The organism is Spiroplasma endosymbiont of Villa modesta, from assembly GCF_964030925.1.
In the GTDB taxonomy this organism is placed as follows: Bacteria; Bacillota_I; Bacilli_A; order Mycoplasmatales; family VBWQ01; genus Spiroplasma_E.
Map to the genome: position 1 here is coordinate 961,214 of NZ_OZ034992.1, position 22,577 is coordinate 983,790.

A 22,577-nucleotide genomic window follows, 5' to 3' on the forward strand; every position below is an offset into this window, starting at 1 on the left:
CCTAACTTTCAAACTCATTAATTAAATTAATTATATTTAATTCTAATTCTTTTTTTACTTCATTTTTTGCTTTTATTTTAGATATATTTTTATTAATAGCTATTTTTTCAGTATATTGTTGATTAATTTTTTCTCTAATTAAGTTAGAAGGCAATTGATTAGTAAAACGATATTCACTAATAATTTCATTAATATCTAATTTATCTATATTATATTTTTTACTAATTTTAATTATTTGTTGTTCATATTTTTTATCACAAAATTGTTCATATAATACTTCTAAATCTGCAGTATTTTTAAGAGTAGGAATAACTCTTTCAATAAATGAATTTATTAATTCTGATTTATATTTTAATACTGGATCAGTTGATTCTTGTAATCCTTTTTTTATTTCTTTAATTTGTTTTTCTTTTCTTTTAATATTGTTTAAATCTATTTTTTTTAATAATTCTAAAATATAATGAACATTAATTTTATTACTATAAATTAATTCTAGTTCAAAATCAACATCTGCTAATACAGATAATTTTTCTTTTTTAATTTTTTCATCACTAAATGATAAATAACGAGATTTAAATTCATTATATTCATTTTCACTAAAATTATATTTACTTTGATTAATATCAAATTCAATAAATGTTTCTAATTTTAATAATATTTTTACTATTTCTTTAAATAAAAAAATAAATTCTTTAATTTTAACTTCGTCACCATCATTTCCTACATCATAAGCACAATTATAATCTTTTTTTAATTTATTCACTAACTTAATAAATTCTAGTTCATAATAATCAAATGGTTTCATTAATATTTGATCAGTAGTTGTACTATTAGAAAACAATAAAATTGCTTCATCAACAGTTTTTTTAGTAGTTTGATAACAAACAATATTACCAAATGGTTTAGTAATATTTATAATTCTGTTTGTTCGTGAAAATGCTTGGATTAATTTATGATATTTTAATAATTTATCTAAATATAATGCACTAGTTATGGGTGAATCAAAACCTGTTAAAAACATATCAACAACAATTAATAAATCAATTTCTTTGTTTTTAACTTTCTTTTGTAAATCAATAAAATATTCATTAAATCTGTTTATATTAAAATTAGTATCAAAGTTTATATTATAATCTTTAATTATTTTTTTTAATTCTATTTTAAAAGAAAAATCTTTATTATTTAAATCTTCATTTGCTTCAAATGTAAAAATTGAAGCAATTTTTAAATTATGTTTTAAATTTTTAAATGTTTTATAATATTTAATTGCCATATTAATATTTTTAACAGCAAATATAGCATTATATTTCTTTCCGTATGTTTTTTTTGAAAATGTTTCAATTATATTTTTTGAAATAGAATTAATTCTGGAATCAACTATTAATAATTCATCATTATTAATATCTTCAATCAATTCATCATTAGTGTCTTTTTTATTTCTAATTGATTCCATATAGTCAACATTAAAACCTAAAACATTGCCATCTGCTATTGCATTATTAAGTAAATATTTATGGATACATTTATGAAATATATCTGCTGTTGTTCTTCCATCTTCTGATTTATTTTGTTCAAATCGTGGTGTGCCAGTAAATCCAAAATATTGTGCATGTTCGAAAATTTTTTTAATGCTAACATACATTTTTCCAAATTGACTTCTATGACATTCATCAATAATAAAAATCACTTTCTTATTCTTAAATTTAGCCATTATTGATTTATATTTTTCATTTTTACAAGCATTAGCCATTTTTTGAATTGTAGTTAATATTATTTTTTTAGTGGAATCTTGAATATTTTTAATTAAATTATAAGTACTTTCAGTATAATCAACACTATCTTTTTCATATTTATTGAACTCTTCAATGGTTTGAAAATCCAAATCTTTTCTATCAACTAAAAAAAATATTTTTTCTTTTTCTGGCATATATTTTAAAATTTGACTTAATTTAAAAGAAGTTAAAGTTTTTCCAGATCCAGTTGTATGTCAAACATAGGCATTATTATTAGTTTCACTTGCTATTTTAATAAGTTTTTCAACTGCATAAATTTGATAAGGTCTCATTATCATTAATTTTTTTTACTTTCATTAATAATCATATATCTTGCAATCATTTTACTAACATGACATTTATTTAAAAAATTTTTAGTAAAATCAAATAAATTAGTTATTCTATTATTTAATTCATCAGTTCAATAAAAAGAATTTTCAAATAAAATATTACCATCATTATTTGAAAAATATTTAGTATCTATAAGATTAGAAATTATAAAAAACTGAATAAATTTTAATAATCCTTTATGAGATTCTTTTTTATATCTATTAATTTGATTTAAAGCTTCTTTAAAATTTATTCCTGGTTTTTTTAACTCAATTTGTATTAAAGGTAAACCATTAATTAAAATTGTTATATCATATCTATTTTGAAAAATACTTTTTATTGTTAATTGATTAGTAAATTGAAAAATATTATCACATCATTTATCTTTATTAAATAATTCTAAATCTACTTTTTTAAAATCATCACGCTCAATTGTAATTTTCTGTCTTAATATTTTTGCAGAATTAAAAATACTTTTACCCATAATTTTAAATAATAATTTTTCAAATTCTTTATCAGTTAATGGTTTATTATTTAATTCATTTTTATTATGATTAAAAATTTGATTTCTAAAATTAGTTTTAATATCTTCTTCATTATTTAATTTTATATATTCATAACCTTCAATTTTTAAGTTATTAATAAACTTTTTTTCTAATTCATATTCACTAATATATTTATTTTCCATTTTTGCTCCTTCGTAATAATTTTAATTATATAATAAAAAACCAAATTTTTATTAAAAGTAATAATACTTTAATTTTATTATATTAAAATTGTTAAAGAAAGATATAGAAATAAGCATTTATACTTTTCTTTTTTCTTTTATTTTTCACTAGTTATTTGTTAAATAACTTTATTGTTTTTTATCATTTAGGTAGAGTTTCCCTTAGGTATGGTTTAGTTAATCACTTGCGACTACGCTTCTGCCCCATGTAGTACTAATTTAATTAGTTGATTAACCTTACAGATATCCTTCCACTTCGTTTATTTTTAAGTGTTCCAGGGTGGTTGGCCCTTAATTACTGGACCATTTTTGATATAAAATTCTAAATTTTAATTTGTAAAATTGGTGGTTTTAGAAATTTAGAATGTATTCTTTCATAATTATAAAACATAACATATTGATTTACATCATTTATAGCTTCATTGATGGATAAATATTGATTTGATCCTTTAGGTAGTCATTCTTGAGATAAATGAGAAAATCAGTTTTCAGATAATACATTACCACCAATATCATAAGGTTGTTTTTTGCTTAAAATTATTTGTTTATCCTCTGCTCATTTTGTGATATCCTGACAATAAAATTCGTTGGCGTTATCTGAATGTAAAATAACATTTTTTACTTGATTTCAAGAAAATTGTTTGTTGATTTTTTCAAGAGCAGGAAGAATTAAATCCTGATATGATTTATTAGGAGCAATATTATAACTAACAACATTATTTGAATAAAAATCAATAATTACAAAAAGATATAATCATCCTTCTTTAGTATTTATTTGTTTAGTGTCCATTGATCAAATTTGATTTGAAGAGGTTGTACTTTTATAATCTTTGTTTACTTTATCCATTGTAGGTATTCACTTATTTGGATTTTTTTTGTTTTTAGGATAGTTATTTTTAGTTTGTTTTAATCCTTGAATATTGTGTTCTTTCATAATTTTTCGCATTTGTTTTATTGATAATTCTATATTTAAAATGATATTTTTTTCTTGTTTTAATCACTCTTTAAAAGCTGAAAAAATTCTTAAATATCCATAAATTCTGCCTTTTCTTGTAGAATGAAATTCGATTAAAAGTTGGCATATTTTTTGATATTTATGATTGCATTTAATAATATGATTTTCTTCTTTTTTAATAGGTTTTTGTTTATTTTTTAAAAAGTAATATGTTGATCTGTTTAATTGAAGATATTGACATAGGTTTCTAATTGAATATTGATTTTTACAATCATCAATAATTTTAATTTTTTCTTTGATATTTAATTTGTTAATTACTAATGCTATTTGTTTAATTTTATCCATTAATAAAAATCCTTTCAGGTTAAAATTAGTGTTAATTATATAACACAATTGTTTTTAGAATACATTCAGGTTTTTTAAATTAATGGTCTAGTAAAAAGGGCTAAGTGGCAAGTGGCAAGTGGTATCTTCCAATATTGCCAAAATAATTCCTTGAATAATCATACTTGCTGAATCATTTCAAAATTCATCTTCGGGATTTTTGTTAATTAACATACGACTAAGTGATCTAATTTTATCTTGATATTTTATTTTTCACTTTATTTTTTCTTTTTCGTTATTGGTCATTAACATTTCAATAAAGTCGTCATAAATTAGTTTTAGTGGATTTCAAGTATTTCCTTTTTCTAAATTACGAAAATCAATAACTTTTATTTTATAACCATTTTCTGCTAAAAAACCACTTGTTAAATTATACAATTCACCCTTAGGGTCGGTTATAATCATATTTGGTTTAGAGGTTGATTTTCCGTTTAAATAAATTGTTGGTAATACTATTCCTTGTGTTTTTCCGCTTCCTGTTGAACCAACAATAACACTATGAATTTGATTTTTTAAGTTAAACAATAAATCTTTTTTGTTTTTATTACAGTTAAAAACAAAACCAGTATTTTTATAATTATCTTTGATATTAACTTTATCACTAATATCATCAATTTCTTTTATATTTAATCATTTACTATCTCCAAAATCTATTTTATTGGTTGTTTTAATTGCAGTTTCTTTATTTTTCACTTTACTAAATAAAACAAAATAAAAAAATCAGCAATAAAACGCTAAACTTAATCCAACTGTTGTTAATAATCCATATTTACTTTTAATTATATAATTTCATCATGATAATATTTGAAATTGCTTAATTTCATTGACAAATATTATCATTTCTTTTCAATTAATAAAAATTGAATAACCTATTCCAAATAATGTTAAACAAAAAATAAAAATAATTGGAACAAAACATAAACCAATTAATAAACTTATTTTTTTCTTTTTAATTTTATTTCACATATTTTTATAACTCTCTTTCTAAATTGCTCACCAAATCATAACCTTTTTGCATAATAGGATTAATTTTAAAAACCATTTTATTAAATTCTTGTTCAATTAAACTCATATTTTTAAAATCTGATTCTTTTACACCAGGAATGGTTGTTATAATTTTGTAGTATTTTATTTTTTCTGCTAAATCTAAATATTTGGTTAATTGGTTTATTTCATAATCTGTAAAATTATTTTCATATCTTAAATATTGTTTAATTTCATAAATTAAACTATCATAATCATCATTAATACTTTTAATTTTGTTAAATTCTTTAATATTGTCTTTGGTAGACTTGTATTCATCAAATAGATTATTAATTTCATTTTCCAAATTATTTCGTTCAAACTTTTTAATTTGTCGAAAATTAATAGCGTTATAACTACCTTTACTACCAATTTCACCAGGTTCTATTTCATAACCTGATTTTGTTAAATAATTAGCATGATAATTATGAAATTTTTGTATTTGTTTTTTGCCCCCAAAAATCCTATTATTACTAATTATGTATCTTTCTTCATTGAGCTTTTTTGAAAAAACTTTACTAATTGGAATAAAACCAAAATGAATATGGGGTGTTGTCTCGTCCATATGAACTGTTGAATACAAATACCCCATATCTGTTTTAAGATTATTTTTCATTCATTGCTTCATAAAATTTATTTCAATATTAACTCATTCATTTAATTTATGATAATTTATACTTTCAGGAATTAATTGTCCCATTTTACGCGTATCTGTTTTTTTATCTCATACTTGAATATCTGTAAATTGACATATTCCCATTTTTTCAAATCATTCTTGTCTTGTTGCTGGCAAAACAATTTCTATATAAGTATTATGTTTATTACAAAACTCTTTAAAAGTTGATTTTTGTGCTTCACTATATTTTTGTTGTTGCTTATTTCAATCTTCTTCTATATTTTTTAATAATTCAAATCTTTTATTATTTGTTAACTCAAAACCTTTGTTATTGCTTATTTTTGCTCTTGTATCACCAACATAATAAAAATTATATTTTGTAAACTCAGGATTAAGTACAATATCTATTTTTGAAGAAACTGCTATTAGAGAAAACAAATATTTATCAAAAATAACTAAACTTTTAGGTAAAAATATTACTTTTATTGTTGCTCTTTCTGGTAATAATCACTGCTCAAATGATAATTAGTACTACTGTTGCTAAAACACCATGAAATTGACAAACTATTAAGGACAGTTTGATATTTAGTGGTATACTTATTGGTTTTGATACAGCTATTGAACCTTTTATTTTTGGTTCAATTGAAAATATTGAAAATTGAGTTATAGATAAATGAAAAAACAATGAAAATAATATTAATGTAGGAAAAGAAATAATAAAAGTTATTCCTTTCTTATTATTTTTAAGTTATTCTGGTGTAATTTTGGATAGAGTTTCTAATAATATTTTAGATAATTGAATTTCAATGGAAATTCTTGGACAGACAACTATTGAATTTACTAGTTATGTGTTAAATATGACTTTTCATGGTGCAATTATTTCTAGGATAGAAAAAGTAATAAAATTAGGTTGAGAAAAAGTTAAAAGATTATTTAATAACAATATTAATGATATAGAAAATCAACTTCTTAATAGTGAACAAAATATTGATGAAAATAGTAATTTTTTTTATAAAAATATTTTACCATTATTTTTTATAACACCAATATCAATGGCTATAACATGAGGTACTGAGAATTATATATCTAATCAAGAATTTACTTGAAAAAAACTGTCAACAAATGCTCCAAAAGTTATTGGTGGTATAACTCTTTCTCTAGTTTCATCTTTACTTAATTGTATGGTTAATAAAGAAGGAATACCATTTCTTCCAAAACTGAGTACTGTTATAGATACTATTAAAAGATGAACTGGTTATCAACAAAATAATGGTAATATTGAACAATCAGTAACATCATGTCAATCCTCTATTAATGATTCTTGTTTAGTAGATGTTTTTAGTGAATTAGAAAGTATTGAAGAATTTTCTAGTATTATTTGACAATTATGTAATGAAGAAAAATGAAATTTTGAAAATGATGAAGAAAATGAAATCTTTTTTGATGCTGTTGAAGAGCAGAAAGTAGATAGTAATTTTGGATCTACTACTAAACCAAGAAATAACTATGGAACATTCAATAACTATTGTGAGTCTACAAATTCTTTGGATAATGGAATTAGTAGTTCAATTCTTAAAACAGAGTTTGATGAACAATCACTTCTTTCAAAGCCACGCTCATTTACTATATAAAAACAGTATATAATAAATGTATAATAATATTTCTATATTATATAATTATATGATTTTGAAATTTAATAAATCAGAAAAAAGTATTTTAGTAAATTAAAGTACTTTTTTTATTGTATATTTATTTTTTCAATTATAAATTTAAATTGGGATTTAATCAAAATACCATATAATTCAATATTATTTTATACTTTTTTAAATTTACAATTGTTTATATTAAATAAAGTTAGAAAAATTATATTTTTGATGAATCTTAATATTGGTACAAGGAAACCACTAATATAAATTAGAACTATTCTGATATTTTTATTTTTAAATTTAATTAAAAATCAGATTATAAAAAATGTTATTTTTAACATATATAGAAGGAGAAAAAAATTAATGGATACTAGTGATGAAGAAAATATTTCTGTAGAAGATTTACAAAAGCAACTAGAAAAGATTACTCAAGAAAAAGAGGAAGTTCAATCTAAGTTAGAAGAAGCTAATAAAGAAAAAGAGGAAGTTCAGTCTAAATTAGATGAAACTAGTAAGGCTAAAGAAGAAGTAGAATCTAAGTTAGAAGAAGCCAATAAAGAAATTGAAAAATTAAAAGAAGAAATTGATAATGCTAATGATAATGAAAAAATAAAAGAATTAGAAATTAAATTAGAAGAAGCTAATAAAGAAAAAGAGGAAGTTCAATCTAAATTAGATGAAGCTAGCAAGGCTAAAGAAGAAGTAGAATCTAAGTTAGAAGAAGCCAATAAAGAAATTGAAAAATTAAAAGAAGAAATTAAAAACTGTAGTGATAATGAAAAATTACAAGAACTAAAAAATAAGTTAAGACATATTCCGTAATTAAATTTTTTAAAAGTCAATTAATAATTTTAAAATTTATTTTATAATTTTGTTATTAACAATAAATTTAGAAAAGTGTTGATAAAAATGATTTTTGAAAATTTAAAAAAATTAAAAAATGAAGAATTTTACAGATATTTTGGTATAAAACGTTTTCATTTTAATGAAATGTTAGAAAAATTAATTGAAATAGAAAAATTAGAAAAAAATAAAGGTTGAAAAAATAAACTTTCAGTAGAAGAAAGATTAATGATGACTTTATTATACTGAAAAGAATATTATACTTTTTTTCAAATGAGTATTAAATCTAAAATGAGCCCATCAAGTTGTTTTCGAAATATTACTTGAGTAGAAAATAAACTTAGTAACCACAAAGATTACCAATTTTTAAAAGAAAGATATAAATTAAAAATTGATAAAAAACAAGAAAATTCAAATGAATTTCAATTTTATTTAATTGATTCAACTGAGATTGAAATTGAAAGACCAACTAAAAAAAACTACAGTTAGAATATTTTTCTGGTAAAAGTTGAATGTATTCTATAAAATTTCAAATTGTATATGATTTTTTGGGAGCGTGTCGAAGATGTCGATAACTAAAAAGTTTTAAAAATAGCTCCTTTCTTTTTTTACCCTTGAATTAAAAATAAATGACAAAAGACGAGAATAAAAATCTTGTCTTTTTTTTGTAATTGTAAAATTTTAAAATTTTTAATAACAATCTTTAGCACTATTATCAACACGTGTTAGGGAACTAAAAAAGTGAACTACAACACAGTTGTTAAAAATAGTAGCTAGAACATGTGGACTTGCATGAATAAATAAAAAGTGGAGTGATACCTAATAAAATATACTAACCATTAATGGTAATTCTTGGGGTGGGAGCGAATTGGAAACTAGTATATATAGACCTGTTGTAGGGACCTATTGTATTAATTCTATTCTTTATTTAACCAACCTTGCCACCCCCCAGTGAGCAAGCGTTGGTTTTATTTTTTATTTTTTTTGAAAAATTTTTGGGCGAGAAAATAAATTTCAAACTTGTAAAAAAAATTGAGCGGTGCCGGTTCAATTAAAATATTAATTTATTAAACATAAATTAAATAAATATTGAATCGAATGCCTTAATGTTTTTTAAAATTTCACAATTTATTTTTGAGCCCAGTTTTCATGGAATGAATAAAACGAATAGTAGTATTATTAATAATCTAAAAATCAAAATATATGTTCTTTATGCTAGAAGCAACAGAACATATTAGGAAAGGATTATTATGCAAATAGAATTTAAAAAAGAACAAATTGTTAAAGATAAACCACAATCTATTATTATTGATTATGGTGAATATAAATTACAATGTCCAAAATGAATGGTTAAAAATAATAGTTTTATTGCTGATGATAAATATACATATTGAGTTTTTAATTTAGAAAATATTAAAAGAGAATTAAGTGGTAATGAATTAATAAAATTATTAGAACCATATATTAAAGACCAAAAAATAACTGTTAATAAACCAACTGCTCCAAAAGAATATTATCTTAATGATATAAAACTTGAACCATTAAAATTTTATGAACAGCATAATAGTTGATTTATCGGTGAAATAACAGATAACAAAACTAAAATTACTAATCCTTGTTTTAAATATAACATTACGTGAGAAGAAAACAGAAAAGGTTTTAAAATAAATAATCCATATAAACATGATGATTTACCAATTAATTATTTAGTTACTTCTTATAAGGAAATTTCAACTCATAATGAAAAAGTATTTTTGTTGAACATGTAAACAAAATAAATTAGATTATTTATTCTTTAATACTAATGATATAAAAACAAGAAAATATTTTTTAAGAGATAAAAATGGTAAAGCAATTTGTTATGACTGTATTTTAAATATTAGGTTAAGTAGGAGGTATAAATATGAATAAACAAAAACCATTTTCTTATAAAAACCAAGAAATTATTAATGAATATAATAAAAAACGTAGTAAAGAGATAACAGAAGAACATTTAAATAATATAAAAAAATTAAGGGAAGATTTTAAAAAAAAAGTAATTAATAACTATAAAGAAAAATTAATTACATATTTAGAAAATAAAATTGAAAATGATGGATATAGAAGTGCAAATAATGATGCCATATATTATTCATTAATTAAAAAAATCAATAATGGTGAGTTTGATTAATAATGCAATATGACTTAATTATTGGAATTGACCCTGCTGGTATTGGTAATAATGGAATGGTTATATATTCAAGTGAAACTAATAATATTGTTTTTAATGAAACATTTAATACATTAACTGTTTTATGAACTAAAAATATGTATAAAGAAAAATTGCAATTAATTAAAGAAAAATTTATTGATAAAAAAATATTAGTTATTGTAGAAAATTTCTTTTTAAGTTCAAAACAATTATTAACTAATCCATTATCAACTCCTAAAATTATTGGTGCATTAATGGTATTAGTTCAAGATGTTTTTAACTGAGATTATTTCGAAAATCACCCAAAAAATAAAAATAAAATAACAGATTATAAAGGAAATATAAAATTAACAAAACATGAACAGGATGCTTATAAGCATATTCAATATTATTTAAAAAATCATAAAAAAATATTAATTTTTGATAATTATTTAAGGAAATTATAAACATGAAAGATAAAGCAAATTATGTCAAATTAACAGTAAAACTTAGTAACACTATTGAAGCAAAATATTACGAAAAAGGTAATAAAGAATTATATTATAGTGTTAGAAGTCAATGAAATGGATTAAACTATGTTACTTTAATTTTTAATAACCCAAAATTTTATAGACGATGTATTTTATTAAACAAAAATGATGAAATTTTAGTAACTGGTCAAATCTTTAATACTTTAAATATTCCTAAAAATCGTGCATTTTGTTCAATTAATGTCAAATGATTTAAAAAATGAAAGGAATAAATAATGAATAAAGAAAAATTAATTAATTATATTAAAAAACAACAAAAATTCTATAACGGTACAGAAATAGATTTAATACTTGATATCTTATTACAAAAAATAATTAATGGTGAATTTAATAATGAATAAATGTAAAAAATGTAACAAAAGAATATGATTAAGTAAAAATTGATGTATGAAATGCTTAGAAATAATGGTTAATAATTTAACTAAAAATAAGGAGAATTTGATTAATGAAGTGTAAATTAGATTGTAATAATGAACAATATATATTAGAAAAATACGAAAATGGAAGTCTAGAATCATTGTATTGTCTAAATCATTATATGAAAAAAAATGGAGAATTTGATAATGAATAAATTAAAAATATGTAAGGATTGTAAAGAAAATTATAATTGACCAAATTGTGAAAATTGTTTTAAAAACCCAAATATAAAAGAAATTGATGAAGAAATTGATGAATTAATTATTTGAGAAAATTAGAAAAGGTGAATTTAATAATGAATAAAGAAAATATACCATGTTGTTTTAGTGAAGTTAATGAAGTTGGTAAACATATAACTAATTGTAATAATTTACCAACAAAATTAGATAAAGATAATGTACAAGTAAGATATTTTTGTGAAGAACATATGATAAAAGTTGAAAAAATAAGAAGAAAAATGGCTCAAAAATATATTAATGAATATAAAGAAAAATTACTTAAATATTTAAAAAATTTATTTATGGAAACTGATAGCTGACAAAAACAAATAATTATTTCGACAAATTTAATAATACGTGAAGAACTGATTAAAAAAATAGAAAATGGTGAATTTGACTAATGATAATATTACCTACTTTGTTTGAAAATAAAGATGAAATTGAAATATTATCACCATTTCCAAAAGCAATTCATACAAGTAATGATATTAGAACAATTATTTTAAGACAATACCCAAATGTTAAATCAAAACACATAATTGTTTCTGACCCAGAAAGTAATGTTGCATTAATAGTTGGTGATAATGATGTTTATCAAGGTTGAATTAAAGTAACCATTAAAAAATTAGAAAATTAAAGGAGAAAAAAATGGATTATAAAGAAAAAATTAAAATTAGAATTCATGAATTTGAATTATATGATTATCAAGTAAATACTTTATTAGATATTGTAAGAGAAATGTTAAAAGCAAATAAAGGAGAATAAATTATGTTAGATGAAATTTTAAAAGTAATTTTTGATAGAGCAGATAAAAAAGAATTAATTAATATGATAGAAAGATTAATTCTTTGTACTAACAATAGAAAAGAAACAAAAAAATGAATTATTAGAGAATTTGATAAAAATAATTATGTTTTAGAAAAATTATTACAATTAGAAATACAAGGAGAAAAAAATGGAAACAAATAATTATACTTTAACTAAATTAATTAGAACCGGTATAAGTCCTATTTGTGCAATGATTGGTACAAGTGCTTATTATGGTCAAGTGATTGCAAATCCAGTATTAGGTTCAATTAATAGTTTATTATTTGGTAAAAAATTAGGTTTAGATATATGAAATTTAAATCAAAGACCAAATACTAAAACTAAATTAATTAATAGTTCTAAAAAAATATTATTAGGTTTAGGAACAATTGGTTTAGCAAATTATAGTAAATGAACAGAAAATAATATTAATCCTATTATTCCAACAACACCAACTCCAATAACTACTACAACTACAACTGAGGGTCCTCCATGATTACTATTAAATAAACAAGAAAATCAGTCATTAATGGATTGAGATACATATATTAGTTTAAATGCTTATGGTATATCAAATCTTATTAGTGGATTAACTGAGTTAATACCTAATAAATTTGAAACAATAAGAAAAATTTGTAATATGGCTACTGGTGGTTGTTTAATATCAAGTGGTGTTGCTATGGGTATTAATAATGATTTTAATAATGCTTATGCAATACCTACCATAATTGCTGGTGCAAGTGAAATAATCCATAATTTATTACCTATGGAAACTACAAATCATATTGAAGAAATGCAAGAAACACCATTTAATAATGAAACTACAAGATTAATTAATGATAATAGATTTTCAATTAATAGTGAAACTACAAGTCAATATTATGGTAGTGATAATATGAGCGAAGTACCATTAAATAATGATAATGCTTCATTAAATTGAGATTATAATCACATGAGTTTATAAAGGAGGTGAATAATTTATGAATAAAGAAAAATTACTTGAATATTATAATCAGGAAATAAAAAAATATAAAGTAAGAATAGAAGAATTCAATAAAGAAATATCTGTATTAGTAGAAGTTATAAGTAATTCACAATCAATGATTGAAAGAATTAATGGTGGTCAATTTGATGAATAATTAAAAAATAAACAATTGAAAGGAAAATATTGTAATGAAAGAATTTTTACATGAATTAATTATTATTGGAACAAGTGTTGGAACATTAATTTGCAGAGAAATTATTGTTTTATTAAAAAGATTTATCACAACTCCAAAACATGTTAGAGCAAATAACAAAATTATTAAACATCAAAAAAAATTAGCAAAGTTAAATGAAAAGATTAATAAAGGAGAAAAATAATATGACAAAAATTGAATTTAACGAAAAATATAGAAAACAAGATATCAGTATTGATAGAGATTTTGATTTACATATTGATAATTGTTTTAAATTTTCTGATATTGATACATTAGAAAATGCAGTTAATGATTATAAAAAATTAATAAGCGAAATGCCACAATTAGTTAAAGATTGATTATTAGGATAAGATTAGGAGAATGTTAAATGTTAGAAAATGAAAATAATGTTCAACAAACAACTGAACCTTTAACTGAAAATAATGCTTCTTCACAAGAAATAGAAAATAAAGTTAATGAAGCAGAAAATAAGTTAAATAAACTTAATCAAGAAATTAAAGAAAAAGAAATGATTAATATATTTAAAAAATATCAAGTTAAAACTGAATTTTATGATTATTTAAAATTTAAAACAAGTAATATAGAAAATTCAAAAATTGAAGAAACTATTAAAAAAATGATTAAAGAACAACCGGTATTTAAACAAACAATTAATACAGGTGGCAATAAACAAATAATTATTAATAATAAAACAAATGACAAAGAAAATTTTTTAATTAATTATAAAAAGAAAAATTATTTATAAACGAAAGGAAGAAATAAAATGTCAGTACCATTTAATCAAAATTTAGACAATACAGAGAGATTAGTAGAAGCACCAGAATTTATAGAGTTTTTTAAAATTTCAAATAGTCCATGGGCAAACTTTTTCCCTACTGAAATTGTTGACTCAGTAAATATTGAGTTTATTGTTAAAAAACCAAAAAAACCGGAAGTAAAAATTATTGCTTGGGATGATAAAAGTAAAAGATATGAATTACCATATGTTGATACAGATAAAATTAGTAAAAAAATAACTAAAAAATATCTTGCAGGAGAAATTATTGCAGATGTAGATTTAAAAGCAAATAATGGACAAAATTTATTAGATAGTATGCAATATGAAGTTGCAAATGATTTAGCAGATAAATTGGCAATTGATGATACACAAGCAATTGCAAAATTTGCTACTAAAATCGATATTGAAGATACAACACCAGTAGGCTATTTAAAATCAATGTTATCTGCTTGAAATACTTTGTTTCAATTTAGAAATATTGCAAATAGTAAATTTTTTATTACTAATGGTCTTTATGATAGTTTAGTTTATTTAGCAGATAATAAAGGTTTAATTACCGATAATCAGTTGGCACAACAATTACGTTTAAATGGAAATAATTTATATGTAAAAGGTGTATTATGTGAAATCGTTCTTGATGACTATATGATTTTTACTAATGATAAAAATGAACAACAATTAATGACCTTTATTTTAGCAACACCAAGAGCGATGAAAAGATACATGATAGAAAATACAGTTATTTATGTAGATTTTATTAAAGATGATAAAGCGGGAAGAGCATATAAAGTTGCTGGTGAAGTTGTTGGAGAAGCAATACCATATATTTCTAATAATGAAACAACATCAAGATGAATGTTATGTGGAGTTATTAAAACAGAAAAAATTGATTTAAAAACTAAAATTACAGTTTTAACAACAAATATTACTGCAAATGTTAATAACAATAACAATGAATTAAATACAGAAATAAAAAGTACTAATGAACTTAAATCATTAAATCCAAATTTAACAAATCCAACTATTAAATATTTTAGTGATGCACAAGGAAAAACTAATGTAAGTAATCAAAAACAAAAAGCAGGTGACTTATATATAACTATTACTGCAAATGTTAATGATTTAAATTATAAAGGAACAACAAATCCAATTAAAATAACTCTTAAATAAAGGACATTAATATCATGCCAATTGGTACAACTAGTACAGCAATACTTTTAAACATAAATAAACCAAAACATACTAGAACAAGTAACCAACAAGAAAATAAAAGTTTTTGATGAGAAATTTTAGAAATGATTGGTGTACAAGTAATTGCAGTAGCACTTGCTCCTTTTACTGGTGGATTAAGTGAAAGTTTTGCACTTGGATTAGGTGCAAGTGATTTAGTTGCTAGTATTAGTGCTGTTGGTGTAGAGTTTTTAACTGATTTTACTATTAATCAAGTTTATGATTATTTAAAAGGAAATGTAACAAAATTAAATACTTTCTTTAATATACTTCCTGCATTTGCTGGACTTAATAAAATTAGTCGTGGTTATCGTACAACTAAATTTATTAAGTTAGCACAAAAAACTAAAACATTAGAACAAGTTGGTATTAAAGAAGCAAAAAACTTACAAGAAATTATTAGTCAAGTAAGTGGAAAAGAAATTTTAACAGATAAAATTATTGGTAATAAACGTTATTTAATGAATTATAGTTTTACTCCTAATCGTGAAACAGTATTACGAGATTTAGGTTATGTTGCTGAAAAACAATATAAAAATAATTTTCAAAAATTAGAAGCACAGGAGTTAAAAGATTACTTATTATTACAAAATACATTAATAAAATTAAGTCCACAATTAACTCCTAAATTTAAAATCAAAGATATTGAAAAAGCAAATAATTTTTTAAAAAAATATAATACTGATTTAAAAAAAGTATTATCTATGAACCAACATGATTGATTAAATTTAGTTCATACAATACACACAGAAAATAGATATGGAAAAACTTTAATTTTGGATTTACAAAAAATTCGTGCTAATGCTATTAAATTTAATTTTAAAAATAGTATTATTCATCAACTTGTTTTAAAAGCAAATCAAATTTTTAAATATTTTGATATTAGATTTTATTTAAAAAAAGGTTTAAATAAATTTTGAAAAAATACGAGAAAGTATATATAAATTACAAGAAAAATTTGAAAAACTAGAAAAACAAGCATTTGAAAAAATTAATAAATTAAAAGAAAAAGCAACTGATTTATTTACTAGTGCAGAAAAAAGAGCAATTAAACACGCACAATTAATTCCATTAAATTCACCAGTATTTATGGGTTGTAAAATTCAACCTTTGTCATTAGATAAATGTGCAATTACTATTTATCATCGTAATCCTAAATATAAACCAATTACAGTTGTTGATAGTATTCTTAAAGCAAAAACTTTTGTTACTCAAATACATCCATTTCATTGATATCGTTGATATAGTGGTTGATACATTGGTTATGGAGTTAATCAAAATAAATGATTAAAAGCAATAGCATTTGCTCCACCAGTTGTTCAACAAGTAATTAGAGATAGTTTTAAAGTTTATAGACAAATATTTAGAATAATAAGAACTTATCATAAAGTAGTGAATGTTATTAATAATCCTATTGAAAATATTAATAAATCATTTAAAAGTGTTGGTTTAAAATTTTCAGTTAATACTTTATTTGGTACAGGATTATTACATCATTTAGAAAAATTTGCATATAGTCAAGTTGTAAAAAAAGGTAAGAAAAAATTAAAAAAAGGCAAAAATAAAATACAAAAAGAAATTGAACATATAACACATAAAAAAACAAAAAAACATACTCATCATTATAAACAAGCATTTTTTAAGGAATGATAAATTATGATTAATAAACTTTGAACTGATGTCAGTCTTGAAAATTATAATAACTGATATCCATTAACTGGAAAAATTACAGAAACGCCACAGCAATACATACAAACATGACCTAATGTTAATGATTGATTTAAAACTTTTGCTATTCGTGCTCAAAATGATATTAATGCTTATCTTGATTTTATTTTATCTAAATTTCCTTTTGATATTTTTAAAGATGAATTAATTAAAGAAACATTAAGAGATATGGTTTATGTTATGGTTGAACATTGAGTATTTAATCGTACACCAATTGAATTTAATGTTGATGCTACTATTCAATTTAATAATGGTAGTCAATTTAGTGCAAATAGTACTCCTACAATTAATGTTTGAGATTTAGCACCTAGTAGAATGAAAATTTGAGCAAGATTAACAGAATTAAAACAAATATTTTCAAGTTATAATGATGATGAAATAAATGTTGAAAAAATTGACTTAAAAGCATTTTATACTAGAAATCAAATTGATGAATTAATTGAACAACAAAAAGAATTTACATTATTAAAACAAATTAAATTATATGATGATTTAGTTGATGATAATGAAAATGAAATATATAGAGGTCCTGTTAGTAAATTTATTAATAAAGGTTATGTTGCAACTGATTATGATAAAGAAACTGAAACAATGATTTTAGATTGACCAGATGAAATTGGTACATTACCACCAGAAGCATTACAAAATAATCCACAAATTGGTGATTATACACATGCACCAACTTGTGATTTTTCTGCTAAACAACAAAAAAGAATTACTACTAATGAAAATGAAATTACCAAATTAAATACTGAATTAATTAAAGCAAATGAAAATATTAATGATATTAAAAATAATTGATTTAATATTGAAACTAGTCCTTTATGAAAAAAAGTTGAAAATAATAATATAGAAATATTTAAATGATATTTTATTAAAATCAGTTATCAATATTCAACAGAAAATAACTTTATGAAATTTTATAAAGTAATTAAAATTTATTTAAATAATGTTTTTAATGAATTTGAATTGTTAAATGTTGATTCCATGACGTATAGTGAACAAATCCAAAATAAAAGAATTTTAAATACCGGAACGATTTACTATAACAATAAAAAGAAAGAATTTAGTGGTGGTGGTAATTCTTATCCTGAACGTGGAAAAATTAATTTAATTGGTGGTATAGAAGAAATATATCAATATCAAGGAATAGATACACCAACTGAATTTATAGCAGAAGAAAGTACTGAACGTGATTATTATACAAAACAAGAAACTAATAATTTATTAGATAAAAAACAAGATAAATTAACTGCTGGTACTAATATAACTATTGATGAAAATAATAAAATTAGTGCTACTGGTGGTAAAGTAGATTTATCTGATTATTATAAAAAAGAAGAAATAGATAAAAAATTAGAAAACAAAATGGATAAAGACCATTTTAAATATGCTTTTTCTATTAATACTATTGGTACTGAAATTCCTAATTTAGAAACTACTGATAAAACTATTGCTGGTGCTATTAATGAATTAAATAAAAAACAACCACAACCAACTCCAATTCCGCCAAGTGGTTCAAATTGAAAAGAAGTAGGAACAAGAGAAAAAAATAAATGAGATAATTGACAAATTACTTATGATTTTCAAGAAAATAAACATTATAGAGTTTATTATTCTTGAAGTATATATAATCCAGTTTATACTATTCAAGAATTTATTATAACTGATAAAAAAATTGCTGGTGTACAAATACAAACCTTTAATGATAGTGCTAATATAGTAATTTTATCAGTTCAACATGCAAAATGAATTACTATTTATACTGGAAAAGGTAATTTAAAAGGTAATTTATGAAAATTAGAAGAATTACAAGAATAAAATTATGTTTTTTAAAATTATAAAAATTATTTTAGGTTTAATTGGAGTAATTCTATCATCAGCAACAGCAGGTTTAATTATATTTATCATTGTAAAAATCATATTAAAAATTAATCAAATATTTTAAGAAAGGTGGTGAATATTATGTTAGGTAGATTTTTTAGAAAAGATAAAAGTAATATTAGTGATAATCAAAATGAAAAAGTAAAATTTTTAACTAATAAAAATAAAAGTACTCATGCTTCAATTTTAAATTATTTTGGTTTTAATGATTTTAACCATGAAACTTATTTTACTGATTTTGTAGCAGAAAATAATGCTAATTTATATAATGCTCCATTAGATATTAATAATGAAACTATTAAACAATACTTAATTCAACAAGAATTTTATAGAAAAAATTGAAACTCTATTTTTAAATTAAGTAAATTAGGAATTAGTGGTTATTTAATTTTTATTGCTAATGATGATTTATATTTTCAAGTAGTTGATATACAACAAAGAATATATGATATTACTGGTAAATTAATTCAATGTACTATTTTTTATGATAGTTACGAACAAAATGCACAAACAGTAAGATTATTCGAAGTTTATACATTAAATAATGAACAAGTAACTATTAATCGTGCAATTTATAGTATTAGTGATAATAAAAAACAATTTCCATTAGATTTTAAATCATACATTAATAATCCTAATTTAGCACAAGAACAAATACTAAATATTAACTATATACCAATAGCAATTATGCGAAATAAAGCAAATGAATTAGCAGATTGTGATAAAGTAATGGATAAAATTAAAGCATTAGATGTTATTTATGAACAAATTGTTTTAGATACCATTTTAAATTCACCTAAATTTATATTTAGTCAAACTTATGGTAATGTTCAATCAACATTAGAAGAAGCAGTAAGAACTTTGGTTACTAAAAACTACATATTTAAAAGTGGTGGAGATAATAATGAACAAAACGAAAATATCAATATGACAAATAGTAATTTTAAAGGTAAAAATTTAACTGATATATATGATTGAAATGTTAATGAAATATTTAAACGTTGTGGTATTCATATACCAAGTCAAAAGAAATCTGCACAACAATCAGTTCCCGAAAGTACAGCAGTAAATATTTCAACTATTAATTATATTGAACAAAAATTATGACAATTTAATATTGATATTCTTAAATTTATTCAAATATTAGTACGTTTAGATAAAGATTTATTAAATAGTAAAACATTTAATATTAATGATGAACAAGAAATTAATAATTTAACAGTTAAATTAAAATTATTTAATCCCGAAAATAACCAATTAATAGGAGAGAACAATGGAAAACAACAACAAACCACAAACGAAGTTTCCACAGAAACAAACTAAACTTAATCAAGCAGAAGTAGAAAATGATTATTTAATTGATAATATTCCTTATGACTTTACTAATATGATGAGAGCTACTAGTGACCCAGATATTAATAGAGCATACGATGAATTTAAAAAAAGAACTATATATATTTATGAAATTGAACGTTTATTTAAAAATAATGAAAATAATAATTTAAGATTTTCAGCAAATACTATTAAAATAGGTTTTATTGATATTGATAAAGTATTAAAAACTACTGCTGTTGAAACATCAGACTTTACTATGCAATTAAATCAAAGAGCAAGTACTAATATTAATGATAATACTATTGAATATAGTATGACTGATATTAAAAATTTAATATTTCAAGAAATAAATTTATTAAATCAATTTAAATTATATGCAGTATCTATAAATGAACCTTTAAGTGAAAATAATATTGATAATTTATATATCATTAATAATTATTCACAACCTTATCAAAATCCAAAAACAAGAAGTACTAAAAGTATAACTATTATAAAAATTAAAGATTTTAAAACAAGAGATGGTTATCCAATAATTATTAAATTACAAAAACCATTAGATAAAGATACAAAAGTAATTGGTTTAAAAATTAAAGCCCCTAGAAGCATGATTTTTGGCAATATAAAGGTACTTGGTGAAGTTGATAATATGGAAGTATACCCAAAGTTATTTGTTAAAGATAAGATAGCATTTCCACTATTATCAATGCCTATTGAAACTCAACCAAAAGTTAGAATATTACAACAATGATTTAGTGAACAAATCTTACCATGAAATTTAGCAAAACAATTTATAGGACAAGAAAAATCAGTTTTAGATTTAATTGCTATTAGTGGTGGTAAAGAAACAAGAAAAGAAGTTATTAATAATGCAAGAGTAACTGATACTTGATTAGGTTGAGAAATGGGTGGTATTTGAAATGGTAATTGACCATTAAAACATGAAATACATTTAGAAGATAAAAAAGTTTTATCTTTTAATAACGAAGGATGATATGTTTATCTTGCAACCAATAATAGATTTAAAAGTATAGAGATTGAAATAAAAGATGCACCAACAATTGATAGTTTACAAAAATTATTATTAAATATGTTAAGTTATACATATAACTATAATAGAAATTTCGAAGGTGCAGATTATGATGATAAAGGTAAACCAAAAAATAAAATAGCAGAATTAAGAAAAAAATTTGAAGGTCAAAAACCAGATGAAGTAATTACCAACTTATTTAGGCAATGAGAGTTAGATTATCCAAATTATGTTAATTTATCACAAGTTAAAATATTTAAACAAATATTTACTATGTTATCAAAATATATTTATTCATCATTATCAATAAATAAAGGATTAAATGATGATAATAAAATTTTATTGCCATATTATTTTGAATTACAATCAAGTCCAATACAACCTAGTGAAAATGATATTTGACAGTATAAGGATATAAAAGTAGTATTAAAATCTGCTTATTTTGATTTTACTGATATTAATAATATTAAATTGAAAAGTAATGATATTAGTCAAAATGAACTATTTAAACTAGATGATAATCAATTTAACTGATTATCTATTACAAATGAATTAGAAAGTAATAATATTCCCTCATTAATTCCGGCTGATTGAACACTTGGTAATGGTGAATATGGAAAGTACTTTACAAAAACAATTATTAATAACAATAAAATTGAAAATGCTTTAAGTTTATATGGTTCAAATAAATCTCAATTATATTCTAAATTAGAATTTTATAAAGAAATTTTAAAAATTGATAATAATAGTGAATTTGAATTACAAATTGAAAATCCGATTAATAACTTAAATCGGATTGAAATCAGTGGTATATTTGGTGCTGGTAATTATGATTTAATTTTAATAACTGATAAACAAGAAATAAATTTACAAAATATTAATTTATTTGATAAATATAATGAAAATATTTCTTATATTAACTTAGAAATATAAA

30 protein-coding genes are annotated in these 22,577 nt (G+C 21.6%); 25 read left to right on the forward strand and 5 right to left on the reverse strand.

Going from position 1 to position 22,577, the window contains the following annotated elements; all coding sequences use genetic code 4:
• Window position 1: 1 nt before the first annotated feature.
• The 5 genes from AAHM89_RS06265 to AAHM89_RS06285 form a co-directional block, all read right to left on the reverse strand.
• Entirely contained in the window at window positions 2–2,071 is a 2,070-nt protein-coding gene (locus AAHM89_RS06265; protein WP_342267270.1) for a type I restriction endonuclease subunit R, EcoR124 family, read from the reverse strand.
• The gene (locus AAHM89_RS06270) at window positions 2,071–2,790 is read right to left on the reverse strand and encodes a type I restriction endonuclease (protein ID WP_342267271.1); all 720 of its coding nucleotides are present in this window, start codon (window positions 2,788–2,790) and stop codon (window positions 2,071–2,073) included. The genes AAHM89_RS06265 and AAHM89_RS06270 overlap by 1 nt, the downstream gene beginning before the upstream one ends.
• Before the next feature lie 361 nt (window positions 2,791–3,151).
• Entirely contained in the window at window positions 3,152–4,129 is a 978-nt protein-coding gene (locus tag AAHM89_RS06275; protein WP_342265776.1) for an IS3 family transposase, read from the reverse strand.
• 87 nt (window positions 4,130–4,216) lie between these two features.
• The gene (locus AAHM89_RS06280; protein ID WP_342267272.1) at window positions 4,217–5,134 is read right to left on the reverse strand and encodes a type IV secretory system conjugative DNA transfer family protein; all 918 of its coding nucleotides are present in this window, start codon (window positions 5,132–5,134) and stop codon (window positions 4,217–4,219) included.
• A gap of 4 nt (window positions 5,135–5,138) precedes the next feature.
• Window positions 5,139–6,245 carry a plasmid recombination protein gene (locus AAHM89_RS06285; protein ID WP_342267273.1) on the reverse strand — a complete coding sequence of 369 codons (1,107 nt, stop codon included), beginning with the start codon at window positions 6,243–6,245 and terminating at the stop codon, window positions 5,139–5,141.
• An 80-nt stretch (window positions 6,246–6,325) separates the two neighbouring features.
• Here AAHM89_RS06285 and AAHM89_RS06290 point away from each other — a divergent pair, with 80 nt between their 5' ends.
• The 25 genes from AAHM89_RS06290 to AAHM89_RS06410 all read left to right on the forward strand — a co-directional run bounded on the left by AAHM89_RS06290 (window position 6,326) and on the right by AAHM89_RS06410 (window position 22,576).
• A complete protein-coding gene (locus AAHM89_RS06290) occupies window positions 6,326–7,438 on the forward strand; it encodes a hypothetical protein (protein ID WP_342267274.1) in 1,113 nt (370 codons plus the stop codon).
• A gap of 378 nt (window positions 7,439–7,816) precedes the next feature.
• Entirely contained in the window at window positions 7,817–8,275 is a 459-nt protein-coding gene (locus AAHM89_RS06295) for a hypothetical protein (RefSeq protein WP_342267275.1), read from the forward strand.
• An 87-nt stretch (window positions 8,276–8,362) separates the two neighbouring features.
• On the forward strand, window positions 8,363–8,785 hold the full coding sequence (locus AAHM89_RS06300; protein ID WP_342267276.1) for a transposase family protein: 423 nt from the start codon (window positions 8,363–8,365) through the stop codon (window positions 8,783–8,785).
• 761 nt (window positions 8,786–9,546) lie between these two features.
• Window positions 9,547–10,065, forward strand: coding sequence for a hypothetical protein (locus tag AAHM89_RS06305; RefSeq protein WP_342267277.1), 519 nt, complete (start codon window positions 9,547–9,549; stop codon window positions 10,063–10,065).
• Window positions 10,066–10,199: 134 nt separating this feature from the next.
• On the forward strand, window positions 10,200–10,466 hold the full coding sequence (locus AAHM89_RS06310) for a hypothetical protein (protein WP_342267278.1): 267 nt from the start codon (window positions 10,200–10,202) through the stop codon (window positions 10,464–10,466).
• A 2-nt stretch (window positions 10,467–10,468) separates the two neighbouring features.
• The gene (locus AAHM89_RS06315) at window positions 10,469–10,933 is read left to right on the forward strand and encodes a hypothetical protein (RefSeq protein WP_342267279.1); all 465 of its coding nucleotides are present in this window, start codon (window positions 10,469–10,471) and stop codon (window positions 10,931–10,933) included.
• A gap of 2 nt (window positions 10,934–10,935) precedes the next feature.
• A complete protein-coding gene (locus tag AAHM89_RS06320) occupies window positions 10,936–11,229 on the forward strand; it encodes a hypothetical protein (protein ID WP_342267280.1) in 294 nt (97 codons plus the stop codon).
• A gap of 3 nt (window positions 11,230–11,232) precedes the next feature.
• Window positions 11,233–11,358 carry a hypothetical protein gene (locus AAHM89_RS06325; protein ID WP_338956665.1) on the forward strand — a complete coding sequence of 42 codons (126 nt, stop codon included), beginning with the start codon at window positions 11,233–11,235 and terminating at the stop codon, window positions 11,356–11,358.
• The gene (locus AAHM89_RS06330; protein WP_342267281.1) at window positions 11,351–11,473 is read left to right on the forward strand and encodes a hypothetical protein; all 123 of its coding nucleotides are present in this window, start codon (window positions 11,351–11,353) and stop codon (window positions 11,471–11,473) included. Before AAHM89_RS06325 ends, AAHM89_RS06330 begins: the two co-directional genes overlap by 8 nt.
• Window positions 11,463–11,588, forward strand: a complete 126-nt coding sequence (locus AAHM89_RS06335; protein ID WP_338986573.1) for a hypothetical protein — start codon at window positions 11,463–11,465, stop codon at window positions 11,586–11,588. Before AAHM89_RS06330 ends, AAHM89_RS06335 begins: the two co-directional genes overlap by 11 nt.
• Window positions 11,581–11,712, forward strand: coding sequence for a hypothetical protein (locus tag AAHM89_RS06340; protein ID WP_342267282.1), 132 nt, complete (start codon window positions 11,581–11,583; stop codon window positions 11,710–11,712). The genes AAHM89_RS06335 and AAHM89_RS06340 overlap by 8 nt, the downstream gene beginning before the upstream one ends.
• A gap of 17 nt (window positions 11,713–11,729) precedes the next feature.
• A complete protein-coding gene (locus AAHM89_RS06345; RefSeq protein ID WP_342267283.1) occupies window positions 11,730–12,053 on the forward strand; it encodes a hypothetical protein in 324 nt (107 codons plus the stop codon).
• On the forward strand, window positions 12,053–12,289 hold the full coding sequence (locus tag AAHM89_RS06350) for a hypothetical protein (RefSeq protein ID WP_281748669.1): 237 nt from the start codon (window positions 12,053–12,055) through the stop codon (window positions 12,287–12,289). Before AAHM89_RS06345 ends, AAHM89_RS06350 begins: the two co-directional genes overlap by 1 nt.
• 131 nt (window positions 12,290–12,420) lie before the next feature.
• Window positions 12,421–12,621, forward strand: a complete 201-nt coding sequence (locus AAHM89_RS06355) for a hypothetical protein (RefSeq protein WP_342267284.1) — start codon at window positions 12,421–12,423, stop codon at window positions 12,619–12,621.
• Complete coding sequence (locus tag AAHM89_RS06360) at window positions 12,608–13,423, forward strand: hypothetical protein (protein WP_342267285.1); 816 nt, start codon at window positions 12,608–12,610, stop codon at window positions 13,421–13,423. The genes AAHM89_RS06355 and AAHM89_RS06360 overlap by 14 nt, the downstream gene beginning before the upstream one ends.
• A gap of 16 nt (window positions 13,424–13,439) precedes the next feature.
• The gene (locus AAHM89_RS06365) at window positions 13,440–13,598 is read left to right on the forward strand and encodes a hypothetical protein (RefSeq protein ID WP_342267286.1); all 159 of its coding nucleotides are present in this window, start codon (window positions 13,440–13,442) and stop codon (window positions 13,596–13,598) included.
• A 34-nt stretch (window positions 13,599–13,632) separates the two neighbouring features.
• Entirely contained in the window at window positions 13,633–13,821 is a 189-nt protein-coding gene (locus AAHM89_RS06370; RefSeq protein ID WP_174481134.1) for a hypothetical protein, read from the forward strand.
• A 1-nt stretch (window position 13,822) separates the two neighbouring features.
• Entirely contained in the window at window positions 13,823–14,008 is a 186-nt protein-coding gene (locus AAHM89_RS06375) for a hypothetical protein (protein WP_281748210.1), read from the forward strand.
• A 17-nt stretch (window positions 14,009–14,025) separates the two neighbouring features.
• On the forward strand, window positions 14,026–14,403 hold the full coding sequence (locus tag AAHM89_RS06380) for a hypothetical protein (RefSeq protein WP_286641354.1): 378 nt from the start codon (window positions 14,026–14,028) through the stop codon (window positions 14,401–14,403).
• An 18-nt stretch (window positions 14,404–14,421) separates the two neighbouring features.
• Window positions 14,422–15,606 carry a hypothetical protein gene (locus AAHM89_RS06385; RefSeq protein ID WP_342267287.1) on the forward strand — a complete coding sequence of 395 codons (1,185 nt, stop codon included), beginning with the start codon at window positions 14,422–14,424 and terminating at the stop codon, window positions 15,604–15,606.
• A gap of 14 nt (window positions 15,607–15,620) precedes the next feature.
• On the forward strand, window positions 15,621–16,610 hold the full coding sequence (locus tag AAHM89_RS06390; RefSeq protein ID WP_342267288.1) for a hypothetical protein: 990 nt from the start codon (window positions 15,621–15,623) through the stop codon (window positions 16,608–16,610).
• 145 nt (window positions 16,611–16,755) lie between these two features.
• Entirely contained in the window at window positions 16,756–17,319 is a 564-nt protein-coding gene (locus AAHM89_RS06395) for a hypothetical protein (RefSeq protein WP_342267289.1), read from the forward strand.
• Window positions 17,320–17,322: 3 nt separating this feature from the next.
• Window positions 17,323–19,215: a hypothetical protein gene (locus AAHM89_RS06400; RefSeq protein ID WP_342267290.1), complete on the forward strand. Its 1,893-nt coding sequence runs from the start codon at window positions 17,323–17,325 to the stop codon at window positions 19,213–19,215.
• Window positions 19,216–19,359: 144 nt separating this feature from the next.
• Window positions 19,360–20,601: a hypothetical protein gene (locus AAHM89_RS06405; RefSeq protein ID WP_342267291.1), complete on the forward strand. Its 1,242-nt coding sequence runs from the start codon at window positions 19,360–19,362 to the stop codon at window positions 20,599–20,601.
• Complete coding sequence (locus AAHM89_RS06410; protein WP_342267292.1) at window positions 20,552–22,576, forward strand: hypothetical protein; 2,025 nt, start codon at window positions 20,552–20,554, stop codon at window positions 22,574–22,576. The genes AAHM89_RS06405 and AAHM89_RS06410 overlap by 50 nt, the downstream gene beginning before the upstream one ends.
• Window position 22,577 lies beyond the last annotated feature (1 nt).